17 protein-coding genes are annotated in these 12,211 nt (G+C 71.1%); 4 read left to right on the top strand and 13 right to left on the bottom strand.

Annotated features, from left to right (window positions below):
• Positions 1-56 precede the first annotated feature (56 nt).
• From DMP23_RS15440 to DMP23_RS15430, 3 genes are all read right to left on the bottom strand, one after another.
• The gene (locus DMP23_RS15440) at positions 57-1,028 is read right to left on the bottom strand and encodes an L-threonylcarbamoyladenylate synthase (RefSeq protein WP_275293104.1); all 972 of its coding nucleotides are present in this window, start codon (positions 1,026-1,028) and stop codon (positions 57-59) included.
• A 193-nt stretch (positions 1,029-1,221) separates the two neighbouring features.
• On the bottom strand, positions 1,222-2,151 hold the full coding sequence (locus DMP23_RS15435) for a sensor histidine kinase (protein WP_337821437.1): 930 nt from the start codon (positions 2,149-2,151) through the stop codon (positions 1,222-1,224).
• A gap of 182 nt (positions 2,152-2,333) precedes the next feature.
• On the bottom strand, positions 2,334-3,284 hold the full coding sequence (locus tag DMP23_RS15430; RefSeq protein ID WP_337821436.1) for a zinc-binding dehydrogenase: 951 nt from the start codon (positions 3,282-3,284) through the stop codon (positions 2,334-2,336).
• A 123-nt stretch (positions 3,285-3,407) separates the two neighbouring features.
• On the opposite strand from DMP23_RS15430, the gene DMP23_RS15425 reads away from it, so the two are divergent.
• The 3 genes from DMP23_RS15425 (at position 3,408) to DMP23_RS15415 (ending at position 4,963) form a co-directional block, all read left to right on the top strand.
• The gene (locus DMP23_RS15425) at positions 3,408-3,893 is read left to right on the top strand and encodes a hypothetical protein (RefSeq protein WP_337821435.1); all 486 of its coding nucleotides are present in this window, start codon (positions 3,408-3,410) and stop codon (positions 3,891-3,893) included.
• A 163-nt stretch (positions 3,894-4,056) separates the two neighbouring features.
• Positions 4,057-4,440, top strand: a complete 384-nt coding sequence (locus DMP23_RS15420; RefSeq protein WP_337821434.1) for an STAS domain-containing protein — start codon at positions 4,057-4,059, stop codon at positions 4,438-4,440.
• Positions 4,441-4,522: 82 nt separating this feature from the next.
• Positions 4,523-4,963, top strand: coding sequence for an SRPBCC family protein (locus DMP23_RS15415; protein WP_337821433.1), 441 nt, complete (start codon positions 4,523-4,525; stop codon positions 4,961-4,963).
• A gap of 91 nt (positions 4,964-5,054) precedes the next feature.
• Here the strand turns inward: DMP23_RS15415 and DMP23_RS15410 are convergent, their stop codons facing one another.
• From DMP23_RS15410 to DMP23_RS15380, 7 genes are read right to left on the bottom strand one after another with little or no spacing between them, the layout of a single operon-like run.
• Complete coding sequence (locus tag DMP23_RS15410; RefSeq protein ID WP_337821432.1) at positions 5,055-5,552, bottom strand: hypothetical protein; 498 nt, start codon at positions 5,550-5,552, stop codon at positions 5,055-5,057.
• A gap of 57 nt (positions 5,553-5,609) precedes the next feature.
• On the bottom strand, positions 5,610-6,095 hold the full coding sequence (locus DMP23_RS15405; RefSeq protein WP_037805737.1) for a GNAT family N-acetyltransferase: 486 nt from the start codon (positions 6,093-6,095) through the stop codon (positions 5,610-5,612).
• A 40-nt stretch (positions 6,096-6,135) separates the two neighbouring features.
• Entirely contained in the window at positions 6,136-7,122 is a 987-nt protein-coding gene (locus tag DMP23_RS15400) for a zinc-dependent alcohol dehydrogenase (protein WP_337821431.1), read from the bottom strand.
• Positions 7,123-7,142: 20 nt separating this feature from the next.
• A complete protein-coding gene (locus DMP23_RS15395) occupies positions 7,143-7,940 on the bottom strand; it encodes a helix-turn-helix domain-containing protein (RefSeq protein WP_043834352.1) in 798 nt (265 codons plus the stop codon).
• A gap of 36 nt (positions 7,941-7,976) precedes the next feature.
• Complete coding sequence (locus tag DMP23_RS15390) at positions 7,977-8,225, bottom strand: hypothetical protein (RefSeq protein ID WP_337821430.1); 249 nt, start codon at positions 8,223-8,225, stop codon at positions 7,977-7,979.
• 15 nt (positions 8,226-8,240) lie between these two features.
• Positions 8,241-8,489, bottom strand: a complete 249-nt coding sequence (locus DMP23_RS15385) for a hypothetical protein (protein WP_337821430.1) — start codon at positions 8,487-8,489, stop codon at positions 8,241-8,243.
• Between the two features lie 15 nt (positions 8,490-8,504).
• The gene (locus DMP23_RS15380) at positions 8,505-9,194 is read right to left on the bottom strand and encodes a nitroreductase family protein (protein WP_337821429.1); all 690 of its coding nucleotides are present in this window, start codon (positions 9,192-9,194) and stop codon (positions 8,505-8,507) included.
• A 70-nt stretch (positions 9,195-9,264) separates the two neighbouring features.
• Between DMP23_RS15380 and DMP23_RS15375 the strand changes: the two genes are divergently transcribed.
• On the top strand, positions 9,265-10,167 hold the full coding sequence (locus tag DMP23_RS15375; RefSeq protein ID WP_275293096.1) for a LysR family transcriptional regulator: 903 nt from the start codon (positions 9,265-9,267) through the stop codon (positions 10,165-10,167).
• On the opposite strand, the gene DMP23_RS15370 is transcribed toward DMP23_RS15375, so the two are convergent.
• Genes DMP23_RS15370 through DMP23_RS15360 form a run of 3 tightly spaced genes read right to left on the bottom strand, consistent with a single transcriptional unit; the run spans position 10,157 to position 12,192 of the window.
• A complete protein-coding gene (locus tag DMP23_RS15370; protein ID WP_337821428.1) occupies positions 10,157-10,975 on the bottom strand; it encodes an NmrA family NAD(P)-binding protein in 819 nt (272 codons plus the stop codon). The genes DMP23_RS15375 and DMP23_RS15370 overlap by 11 nt on opposite strands.
• The gene (locus DMP23_RS15365; protein WP_336157855.1) at positions 10,972-11,547 is read right to left on the bottom strand and encodes a TetR/AcrR family transcriptional regulator; all 576 of its coding nucleotides are present in this window, start codon (positions 11,545-11,547) and stop codon (positions 10,972-10,974) included. The genes DMP23_RS15370 and DMP23_RS15365 overlap by 4 nt, the downstream gene beginning before the upstream one ends.
• Before the next feature lie 60 nt (positions 11,548-11,607).
• On the bottom strand, positions 11,608-12,192 hold the full coding sequence (locus tag DMP23_RS15360; RefSeq protein WP_337821427.1) for a nucleotidyltransferase family protein: 585 nt from the start codon (positions 12,190-12,192) through the stop codon (positions 11,608-11,610).
• Positions 12,193-12,211: the final 19 nt, after the last annotated feature.

Below are 12,211 nucleotides of genomic sequence, written 5' to 3'. Positions count from 1 at the left end.
GCGGCGGGCGCTCCCGGCCAGACTGTCTACTGTGGACTGACGACGGAGCGGCCCGTTCAGCCGCGCGGCCCCGCGGCGCGGCGAAGCCGGTTCGCGATCGCGAGCCCCAGCCCCTTCTCCTCCGGCAGCGACGCGACAATCAGGTCGCAGCCCTTCCGGTCCAGCTCGCGCAGAAAGCCGTAAAGACCGCGCGCGTACTCGGCCAGCGAAGCCGGAACCGCCACCACCGCGTGCGCCCCCGGCGCTGCGACGTCCTGGGAAGGCGGCAGGAAAACACCCACCTGGTGCCCGAGTTTCCGCGCCCGCTCCGCTTCGGCGGCCACCTCGTCGGGCTCGACCAGAATCACCCGGGCCCGCGGCGCGTAGTGCGACGGATGCTGGCCAGGAACCCGGATCGGGCTCACGGACGGCACCTCGAGGGAACTCCCCAGCACCGCTTCGAGATCTTCCCGCGGCACGCCGCCGGGCCGCAGCACGCTGAGGGTGTCGCTGGTGGCGTCGACGATGGTGGACTCGACACCGACCTGGCAGGGACCGCCGTCCAGAATGAAATCGACAGCCTCGCCCAGCTCCGCGCGGACATGCTCGGCGGTGGTCGGGCTGACCGAGCCGAACCGGTTGGCCGACGGGGCCGCCGCGCCGCCGCCGAACGCCGACAGCAGCGCCAGCGCCACCGGATGGTCCGGGACGCGCACCCCCACCGTCTCCAGCCCGCCGGTCGCCGCCGACGACACGCGCGGGCCGCGCCGCAGCACCAAGGTGAGCGGTCCCGGCCAGAACTGCTCGGCCAGCAGCCGCGCGGGCTCGGGCACCTTCTCGACCCAGCCGTCCAGGTGCCCGGCACCGGCGAGGTGCACGATCAGCGGATGCGTGGGCGGGCGGCCCTTCGCCTGGTAGATGCGGGACACCGCGGCCGGGTCCGAGGCGTCGGCGCCCAGGCCGTAGACCGTCTCGGTCGGGAAGGCCACCAAGCCCCCGGCGCGCAGCACCCCGGCCGCCTTCTCGATGTCGCCAGCTGCCGCGGTCACGCTCGCACTCTCCTGCCAGACGGATAGCTTTCCTCGCCCCGTCAGCCTAAGCCGCCCGCGCCAAGCGGCTTCACCCGGCGGCGAACCGCGCCTCCACCGGGTCCGAATGCATCCGCACCAGGTCCGCGAGATGGCCAGCTGCCGCGGATAGCTTCCCTCACCCGTCAGCCCAAGCCGCTCCCGCCAAGCGGCCTCACCCGGCAGCGAACCGCGCCTCCACCGTCGACCCCGCCGGATCCGAATGCATCCGCACCAAATCCGCCAGATGGTTCACCAGCAGCAGACCCCGGCCGCGGACCTGGTCCGGGGCAGCCGGGACGCGACCGGCCATCGGATCCGCCAGCCATCCCTCGTCCCGGACCTGGCAGACCAGCTCTCCGTCGGCGAACCCCAGCCGCACCACCGCGGCCCCGCTGCCGTGCTCGACGCTGTTCACGGCCAGCTCCGACACCGCCATCACCGCGTCCTCGACCCGGTCCTCGGGCAGGCCGTGCCGCCGCGCGGCCTCGGCGGTCACCGCCCGGAGGTCGACGAGGTCGGGTTCGGCGACGACGAAGGACCGGGCGCCAGGCGGGGGCGGCAGCTCGCGGTTGTAGTCGGCGACCACCGCGTCGGGCGCGTAGTCGCCGCTCGAGCGCCACTCCCCCGTGCCGTCGATCAGCCAGGGGTGCGTGCGGAGCGCGTCGGCCAGCTCGGTCGCGCCCAGCGCTTCGGCGTCGTACGGGCACAGGATGGTGGCCCAGCAGCCCTCGAACGCCAGGTTGATCAACGCCTCGTGCTGCGCGCACGCCGGGTACTCCGCCGGCGACCGGCCGGCCCAGATCGGCTCCCCGACGATCCGCACGTGCCGGTCCGGATGCCCGTCGGCGAACGCGCGCAGCACGCCCGGGATGATCCGGCCCGGATTGCGGCCCGCCTCGGTCATGTCGACCAGCAGCACCCGCTCGGCGTCCGCGCCCAGTTCGGCCCGGACCAGGCTCACGTGCTCCGGCGGCGCGGCGACCGCGACCGGCTCGCCCGCCGCAAGCCCCTCGCGGACGAACGCGACCACCCCGGCCGTGAACTCCTCGGCGCTTCGGTAGAAAAGCGCCGGATGCAGGAACGCCTGCTCCGAGTACTTCATGGACGCCCCGAAGGAAACACCGACATCTTCGCGGCCACCACGATCACTACCTCACCTCTGCCGTCCGCCGGACAGCTCGGTTCACCTTGCCCCTCAAGGCTAACCCAGCCGTCCGACAGTTCCGCACGCCCGACCGGACGCCGCGGTGCGACAGGCCCGGAGACCTGCCCTTTCGTCGCCGGTCAGGCCAGGTCGAGCACTGTCTTGCCCCGCCCGTGCCCGGAATCGAGCCGCTCGTGAGCCTGGCGCACCTGGTCGAGCGGCAGGACCTGGTCGACGACGGGACGGGCCTGGCCGCGCTCGAACAGCGGCGTCAGCTCCTCCAGCCGGCGGCGCTCCCGGGTGAGCAGGATCCCGTGCAGCTGCTGATTCCGCTGGTAGAGGGAGCGCAGCTCGCCCTTCGGCGGCAGCACCGTCGCGATCCGGCCGAACGCCCGGGCCGCGGCGGAGCTCTTCGCGACGTTCTCCCCGCCGACGAGGTCCAGCACCGCGTCGGCGCCCTGGCCGCCGGTGTGCTCGAACACCGCTTCGACCGGGTCGGCCTCGTGGTAGTCGATCGGGACGGCACCCAGGTCACGCAGCAAATCCTGGTTGTCCGGGCCCGCCGTCGCCAGCACCCGGGCGCCCGCCGCAACCGCGAACTGCACGGCGAACGAGCCGACCCCGCCCGCGCCGGCGTGCACCAGCACCGTCTCCCCCGGCCGGACCGCCAGCCGGCGGACGATCGCCTCCCACGCAGTCCCGCCGGCGAGCGGGATCGCCGCCGCCTCGACGTGACTGAGCCCCCGGGGTTTGGGTGCCGCGATGCCCGCCGAGACGACGTTCAGTTCGGTGTAGCTGCCCAGGCGGGACGCCATTTCCGGGGTATAGAACACCTCGTCGCCCTCGGCGAAGTCAGTCACGCCGGGGCCGACTGCCGCCACGACGCCCGAGACGTCGCCGCCCAGCACCGCGGGCAGTTCCAGATCCGGGATCGCCACCCCCTGCCGGATCTTCGCCTCGACCGGGTTCGTGCCGGACGCGACCACGCGCACCAGGATCTCGCCCGGCCCCGGCTCAGGACGCTCGACCTCGCGCAGCGTCAAGACGTCCGGGCCGCCGAACTCGTCCATCACCACAGCTCGCACAGACATTCCGCCCTGATACCCGGCACTGGCGCGGCGAAACGTCCTGTTCCGCGCCGAAGCCGAGCGGTCCACTGTGGACCGCTGCGCGACTGCCGGTTACCCGCCGCCCGGCCGGGTATCCCCGCCCGCATGGACACGTTGCTCGGGATCTACCTCAACGACCAGCTGGCCATGGGACTGGCCTGGCGCGAGCTGGCGCGCCGGGCAGCCCGCACCAACCAGGGCACCGAATTCGAGACGCCGCTGCGCGAGGTGGCGTCGGCGATCGCGGAGGACGTCGACACGTTCCGCGGCATCATGCAGGCAGTTCCGGTGCGGGCGAACCCGGTCAAAGCCGGGCTCGCGATCGTGGCCGAGCGGCTGGGACGGTTCAAGCTGAACGGCAGGATCACGTCGCACTCGCCGCTGAGCCGGTTCTGGGAACTCGAGGCGCTGGCCATGGGGATCGAGGGCAAGAAGATCCTCTGGACCACGCTGCGCGATTCGGCGAACCTGGGAAAGCGGCTGGCCGACGTGGATTTCGACGCCCTCCTGCTGCGCGCGGACCGGCAGCGCTCGCTGCTGGAGCCGGCGCGCGTCCGGGCGGGCGAGGACGCGTTCGCCCGGCACTCCTGACCAGGGGGCGAAACCGAGGATCCCCCGGGCGCCCGGCGCCTGGTTGTCGGAATTCCGCGGCGCAGCTACCGTGGCAGCATCGGTTCAGCAAGGAGCCGGCCGCCCAGCACAAGCGAGGCAGTCCAGCGCCGGTCCGCCTCCGCCGGTCCGCAGGAGGCCCCCGATGACTCACCCCGTTCGCCCGGCGAGGCTGCCCACCCGCGCAGCGCCCCTCGCGGACATCACCGTCAGCACCGCCGACGACAGCACGGTCGTCGCGGTCTCCGGAGACCTCGATTCTTCAAGCGCTGACACGTTTTTCGAGCACACCGTCACGGCGATCGCCCAGTCGCCCGGCGGAGTGATCGCCGATCTGGGCGCCGTCACGTTCTGCAGTTGCCGCGGGCTGTCCGTCCTGCTGGCGGCCGACCACACGGCTCGTCTCGCGAAGGTGTCCTTCACGGTGCTGGCGCGCCACCGCGCCGTGCTGCGTCCCCTCCGGCTGCTCGGCCTCGACCGGACCCTCGACGTCCGTCTCGTTCCGTTGCCCCGCAAGGAACTCTCGTAACCACCGGACGGTTTGCGCCTCCGATCAGCCGGGTAGCCGGGGAGTTCGGCAAGACTTCGCTGAACTCCGAGGAAAGGTGCCCATGGCTGCTGCAGCGCATTACGTCGAGGTCAACGCTCCCGCGCAGGCGTGCTACGACTGGTGGCGTCCGCTGACCCGGCTGCCGGAGCTCTTCTCCGACGTCCAGTCGGTCGAAGCCCTGGACGGCGACGGGACGCGCACCCGGTGGAAGGTCGACGGACCCGCGGGGTCCACAGTGGAATGGCAGGCCCGGATCGTCGAGGACGCACCGCCGCGCAAGATCGCCTGGACCACGGTCGACGACGCCGATCCGGACGTGCGCAACTCCGGGGTGGTCCGCTTCGACGACAAGGGCCACGGCCGCACCGGCGTGGAGATCTCCCTCGAATACGAGCCCCCGGGAGGCAAACTCGGCGAGGCGATCGCTTCGCTGCTGGCCGATCCGCAGAAGAAGGTGGAGCGGGCTGCTGAACAGTTTCGGACGGTCATCGAAGCCCGGTGACTACGGTCTCGCGCACCTTCGCGGTTCTCGCCTACCTGACGGCAGCTCGCGGACGCGCTCAACCGGCTGGACCGGTGAACCGACGGCCTGCTCAGCGCTTCTGCGCCGCGCGAACCACTTCGAGCACCTGGTTCGCCTCATCGCCGACGAAAAGCGCCAGCGGGGCGATCAGGGCCCCGCTGGCGCGATGCCCGGTGAGTTCGCGCTTCTCCCGGTCGCCGAACTCGACCGCCCGGCCGCCCCGGTAGTCGGTGATCGAAGGCTGCACGAGATCCGCCAGGCGCTCAGTGCGCCAGATCGGCCGCCCCCACCACGAGCCTTCGACCAAGACCCGCCGGGTCGTGACGGTGTAGCGGCCGCGGGTGAGCGTCCTCTTCATGCTGTACCGCTCGAGCAGCGTGCAGGTCAGCGCGATCCCCGCGACGCGGAACACGATGTCCCAGCCCCCGGCGGCTCCGAGCACGAACAGTCCGAGCACACACCCGAGGAATCCCAGCCGCAGCCACCGGTCTCTCCGTTCGGGCGGCGACTGGCCGGTCCACAGCACCGTCTCGCCGGGTTCCAGCTCCTCCGGTCTTCGTCCTCCCATGCCGCACGCATACCCGGCCAGCCCGCTCCCGAAGCCGGATCCGCGTTCTGCCGGGAGTCAGGCCGCGATGCTGCGGGTGAACGCGACCCGGTCCAGACCCGGCCCGTCGTAATCCGGGAGTACGTCGGACACCTCGAACCCGAGCCGGGCGTGGTACGCGCGCGACGCGGTGTTCTGCGGGCTGGTGATGCACTTCACCTTGCGCACCCCCGATTCCCGCACCTGCCCGAAGAACCACTCGTACAGCGAACGGCCGATCCCCTGCCCGTGCAGCGCCGGGTCGACGCCCACGAAGTGGATGTAGGCGGTGTCGGGGTCGGTCTGCGAGACGAAGCCGATCAGGAAGGCCGCCAGCGTCCCGTCCGGACGCTCCACCAGGCGGCTCGTCGTGGTGAAGTGCTGGAAGTACAGCCGCGGCACCAGCAGCGCCCGCTCCTGCGCACCGGCTTCGCCCTTCAGGCCGCCCCACCACGGTCCCAGCGCGGCGAGCACGCGCGCGTGGTCGTTTTCGGTCGGCTGGCGGAAAGTCAGGTCGGCACTCATGCCCCGACCCTCTCGTTTTCGCGCCCGTCGGGCAACCTGGTTACCGGCGCGGGTCGACGTGGATCTTCGGCGCCCCCGCGGGCCGCTCTCCACCGAGCACCGCCGCGACCTCGCCCAGCCCGACCGTCGCCGCCACCAGCGGCCGCGGATCCACCTCGCCGGCCGCGTACGCGTCGATCGCCTGCGCCAAGCCCGGTGAACCGCTCAGCACGCCGATCGCGGTGACGTCCTTCAAGGCGAGCATCCGCGTGTCCAGCAGGCTCGGCCGCCTGGACAGCCCGATGCAGACGATCCGGCCCGCCGGTTCGACCACCTCGGCGGCGAGCGCGGGAGCGGAGGGATCGCCGGTCGCGTCGACCACCGCGTCGAACGGCGGCTCGGGAACGCTCGTCCCGGCGGAAAAACCCAAGCCGCGCGCGAATTCCACCGACCACGGCGTCGCGCCGACGAGATGGACCTCGCTTCCCGCGGCCCGGAGGAACAGCGCGGTGAGCAACCCGATCGTCCCCGGGCCGAGGACCAGCACCCGTTCGCCCGCGGCCGCCCGCGCGGCCCGGAAGGCGTTGCCGCCCGGTTCGGCCAGCGCGCCCGCGACGGGATCCACCGCGTCCGGCAGTTCGTGCAGCGAGCGCACCGGCACGGCGAGGCGTTCGGCGAGCGCTCCCGCCCGGCCGCCGCGGATGCCGACCTCCTGCCGGTCCGCGCAGACGTGCTGATGCCCGCCCCGGCACCGCCGGCAGTCCCCGCATCCGAGCATCGTGTCGCCGGTGACGCGGCGGCCCACCCACGCCGGGTGCACGCCCCGGCCGACCGCCGACACCGTGCCGCACCATTCGTGGCCGAGCCGCATCGGGTACCGGGCGTGCCCGTCGGCGAGGTACTGCATTTCGCCGGTGAAGAACTCGACGTCGGTGCCGCACACCCCGGCCCGCTCCACTTCGACCACGACCTCGCCGACCCCGGCTTCCGGCTCCGGCACCTCGGCTGGCCCGGCCTCCCCCGGTCCGGTCACCACGAACGCCCGCATGGCCCCGATCGTAGCGGCGCTCAGCCGGTCACGCGCTCGCGCAGGAACGCCGCCGTCGCCGGGTCGGCCGGATAGAACGACTCGATCACCAGCTCGGCGACCGTCACGTCCAGCGGCGTCCCGAAGGTCGCGACCGTGCTGAAGAACGTCAGCTCCAGATCCCCGTGCCGGTAGCGCAACGGCACGAAAATGTCGCCCGGGCCGGGGATCTCCACCTCGGGGACCTCGTCGTCGCACGGATACCCGCGCAGCTCCTCCAGCAGCTCGGCGAGTCCGGCGTCGGCGGTCTGCTCGACCTGACGGCGCAGCCTGCCCAGCAGATGCGCGCGCCATTCCCCCAGGTTCAGCACCCGCGGCGCCATCCCGTCCGGGTGCAGCGTCGCGCGCAGCACGTTCACCGGACCGGTCAGCAGCGACGGCGCGATGCCCTCGGTGAGCACGCCGAGGCTGAGGTTGGCGTCGACGAGATTCCAGCCGCGGTCGACCACCGCCGCCGGATACGGGTCGTGCCCGGCGAGCAGCCGCCGGACCGCCTCGCGGATCACGGTCATTTCCGGCGCTCCGATGTCGGACTCGCCGTAGGCGGGCGCGTAGCCCGCGGCGAGCAGCAGGCGGTTGCGTTCGCGCAGCGGGATGTCGAGATGCTCGCCCAGCCGCAGCACCATGTCCCGGCTCGGCTTGGACCGGCCGGTCTCCACGAAGCTCAGGTGGCGCGTCGAGATGTCCGCCGAGATCGCGAGATCGAGCTGGCTGATGCGGCGGCGGTCGCGCCATTCCCGGAGCAGTTCGCCGATCGGGGCCTTCACCGTGGTCGTCACGCGTCCGAAGCTACGGGGTCTTCCGCCGGGAGACCATTACCCCTGAGGTAACGGCGCGTGCACCACCAGCGCCTCCGCCAGCGGCTTGCGGTCGAGATCCGGCACCTCACAGTCCGGCGCGGGATAACCCACCGGGAACAAGATGTACGGCCGCTCAGTCACCGGCCGCCCGAAAACCTCGTTCAGGAAACCCATCGGATTCGGCGTATGCGTCAACGTCGCCAACCCCATCGTGTGCAGCGCCATGATGAACATGCCGCACGCGATGCCGACGCTCTCGTTCACGCAGCAACTCCTCCTCTACCCCTGAGGTAACGGCGCGTGCACCACCAACGCCTCCGCCAGCGGCTTGCGGTCGAGATCCGGCACCTCACAGTCCGGCGCGGGATAACCCACCGGGAACAAGATGTACGGCCGCTCAGTCACCGGCCGCCCGAAAACCTCGTTCAGGAAACCCATCGGATTCGGCGTATGCGTCAACGTCGCCAACCCCATCGTGTGCAGCGCCATGATGAACATGCCGCACGCGATGCCGACGCTCTCGTTCACGCAGCAACTCCTCCTCTACCCCTGAGGTAACGGCGCGTGCACCACCAACGCCTCCGCCAGCGGCTTGCGGTCGAGATCCGGCACCTCACAGTCCGGCGCGGGATAACCCACCGGGAACAAGATGTACGGCCGCTCAGTCACCGGCCGCCCGAAAACCTCGTTCAGGAAACCCATCGGATTCGGCGTATGCGTCAACGTCGCCAACCCCATCGTGTGCAGCGCCATGATGAACATGCCGCACGCGATGCCGACGCTCTCGTTCACGCAGTAGTTCTTCCGCAGCGAACCGTCCGGCAGCGGGGTGCTCTTCTGCGCGAACGCGACCACCAGCCACGGCGCGACCTCGAGGAACTCCTTGTGCTCGTCGGTTTCGAGCCGGGCGAGCGCCGCGTGCCAGTCCGGCGCGTTGCGTTCGCGGTAGAACTTCCGCTCCTCGACCTCCGCTGCCTCGCGCACCGCGCGTTTGACGTCCGGGTCGGCCGTCGCGACGAACGTCCACGGCTGGTGGTGCGCCCCGCTCGGCGCGGTGTTCGCGATCCGCACCGCGGTCTCGATCGCTTCGAGCGGCACCGGGTCCGGGGAGAACCAGCGGACCGACCGGCGGCGGTCGAGCAGCCGGTACAGCTCCTGCCCGCGCGCGAGGCTCTCCTCCGGGGACAGCCGCGGCGGCGCGTACGGGACGAACGGGTGCTGGTGCCGGGTCATGCCCCGACCCTGCCGCGTCGGCGGTCATCGGTCCAGTTCACATTTCTGGTGAAGGACATAAGCTGAACTGATGTCTCCCTCGTTGCGCCAGCTCGAGTACCTGGTCGCGGTCGCGGACACCGGCGGCCTCACCGCGGCCGCGGACAGCTGCCACGTGTCGCAGTCGGCGGTGTCGCTGGCGATCGCTTCGCTGGAACGGACTTTGGGCGTCCAGCTCATCCTCCGCGGCCCCGGCCGCACGACCGCGCTGACCGACGCCGGGCGCCAGGTCGTCGGCGAGGCCCGCGCGGTGCTCACCTCGGTGGCGGAACTCGGCACCACTGCCCGCGACTACGGCCAAGACCTCGCCGGACGCCTGAATTTCGGCTGCTACACCCCGCTCGCGCCGTTGCACGTGCCCGCCGCGCTGGCGACTTTCCGCACCCAGCACCCGGAAGTCGACGTCTCCTTCGTCGAAGGCACCCTGCCGGACCTGCAGCACCTCCTGCTGGAAGGCCGCTGCGACCTCGCCGTGCTGTACCGGCAGGATCTCGTGCCGGGCATCGCAGTGGACCAGCTCTACGACCAGCCGCCGAGCGTGCTCCTCCCGTCGGCGCATCCCTTGGCGCGCCGGAAGACGGTTTCGTTGCGCGCCTTGGCCGACGAGCCGTTCATCCTGCTGGACGTACCGCCGTCGGAACGCTATTTCCGGGACGTCTTCGCCGCGGTCGGCCTGCCGATGCCGGTCGCACACCGCACGACGAGCTTCGAACTCGCTCGCGCGTTAGTGGCGCGAGGACTCGGCTACACCCTCTCGGTGCAGCGGCCGCCGCTGGAACTTTCCGTCGAGGGCACGCCATTCGCGGTACGTCCGCTGCGCGAGCGAGTCCCGACGACGCCGGTCGTGCTGGCTCGCGCGGAGGGTGCGCGGCTGACTCGGCGGGCGGAGACGTTTCGCGCTTTCTGCCGGGAGTTTTTCGGTGCTAGAGCGTGATTCCGTGTGGTTCGCGGCCGAGAAGCTCGGCCAGTACTGGGCTCGTCTCGGCAAAGTGGCCTTGCCGGGAGGCCTCGAACATCGACAGCTTCATCCGCGCCACCTCCTCCGGCTCGCCCGCGACCCACTCCTCGTCCGCTACTACCACGCGCCGCACCGCACGCCCGCTGACCCGCGACGCGAGCTCGGCCACGTCGTCGAACGTCACCGCCTGCCGCGCGGTCAGCACAACCGGCCCGTCGAACTCCCTGTCCCCGGCCAGAATCACCGCCGCCGCTTCCGCGACATCAGCCCGATCGGTCCACGAAACCGGGCCGTCCTCCGGGGCCGCGATCACCCCGTCCTCCCGCCAGTTCCCGAGCAGCCAGCCGATGCTGTGCGCGTAAAAACCGTTGCGCAGCGCGGTCCACGCGACCCCGGACCCGGCGAGGATCCGCTCGGTCGCCGCGTGCTCCGGGCCTGGCGGAAAAGGTGTGTCCATCCGGGAATTCTGATGGCTGGTGTACAGAATCCGTTGCGCCCCGGCCGCTACCGCCGCCTCGACGCCGGCACGATGCAGGCCGACCCCGTCCGCGCGCGGATCGTTCGAGGAAACCAGCAGGACTTTTTCGGCCCCTTCAAACGATTTCCGCAGTGCCTCGGGATCCTCGTAGGACCCCTGCCGCACCCGTACGCCCCGGTCCGCTAAGTGTCGCGCCTTGGCGACATCCCGGACGCTCACGCCGATCTCCTCCGCCGGGACGCGCTTGAGCAGATGCTCCACAGTCGCCCCGTTGAGCGCGCCGGTCGCCCCCGTGATCACGATCATCTCCGGACTCCCTTCAGCAATGGCAGCAGGATGTCGTCCACGAGATGCCGCAGGAACCGGTCGTCGCACGGTTCGCCGGCGAAGACGATCCGGTGCACGATCACTCCCGGCGCGACCTCGGCGAACAGCTCGGCCGCACCAGGCGCCGATGCGGTCTGCCGCACCCGATCCGCCATCGCCGCCTGGTCCCGGTGCAGGATCCGGCGCATCTCGTCCGCGAGCCGCGGATCGCTGCGCATCCCCGCGAACAGCGCGCCCAGCACCCCGATCTCCTGCTCGGCGATCTCGCGCGCCAGCCATCGCACGACGGCCAGCAAGTTTTCCCGCAGTCCGCCGGAGACGGCCTCGGGCGGAGCCGAGGTTTGCCGCTGCTCCGCTGCCGCCGCGACGACCGCCGCCTTGTCGCGGTACCGCCGGTAAACCGTCGTCTTGGCAACCCCGGCGCGGGCCGCGATCGCCTCGATGGACAACTGGTCGTAGCCGACTTCGGGCAGCAGCGCCAAGGCCGCCTCGTGGATCGCGGCATCCCTTCGGGCATCACGCGGCCTGCCCACCGAGAACTCCTCCGACACGATGCCTCTTTTCGATACGCTCCCGTTGCGTATCGAAAGTACGCCCGAGCCGGCACCCCGTCAACCGGGCCAAGGCAGGACGGTCAGCTCCGGCCATTGTTCCTGCCAGCGCCGGGCTTTCGCCTCGTAACTGCTCCGCGGCGCGTGTCCGGGATTGGGCCGGACGACGAGATTGAACATGTCCGCGAACCCGTGCGGCGCGTAGACCTGCCACTCCCCTCCTTCGGCCAACCGGATCCCCAGACAGGGCGTCGTGGACGGGAACGAGTCGATGGCCGCCTCGGTGGACGGGTACGGCGCGCACGGGACGCCGAAGCGGTCCTCGTACCAGAGATGCACCCGCGCCTCGTTGCGGATTTCCACCGTGATCGGGAGATCCCCGAACCTCCGGGCGCCCTCCTCGATGACCGCGTTCTCCGCGTCCCAGCTGAGATCCGAGTCGTCGAAGTAGAACAGGTCGTAATCCTTGATGCTCTCGGCGGGCGAGCGTCCGGTCACCACGTTCCACACGGTCTGGCACAGGCAGCCCGCGGTCAGGTACCAGCCGGGAAGAGCCAGTTTCGCCGCCCGTGCCAGCACTTCCGGCACCAGCTCGTTGCGCGTCACGAGCTCGCGGAAGGTCCCGAGCTGCCTGTCGATCGCCATCCGGCCGTAGTCCATGCCC

Source organism: Amycolatopsis sp. A1MSW2902, from assembly GCF_017312175.1.
GTDB lineage: Bacteria > Actinomycetota > Actinomycetes > Mycobacteriales > Pseudonocardiaceae > Amycolatopsis > Amycolatopsis nivea.
This window is presented reverse-complemented; position numbering and strand designations above follow the sequence as displayed.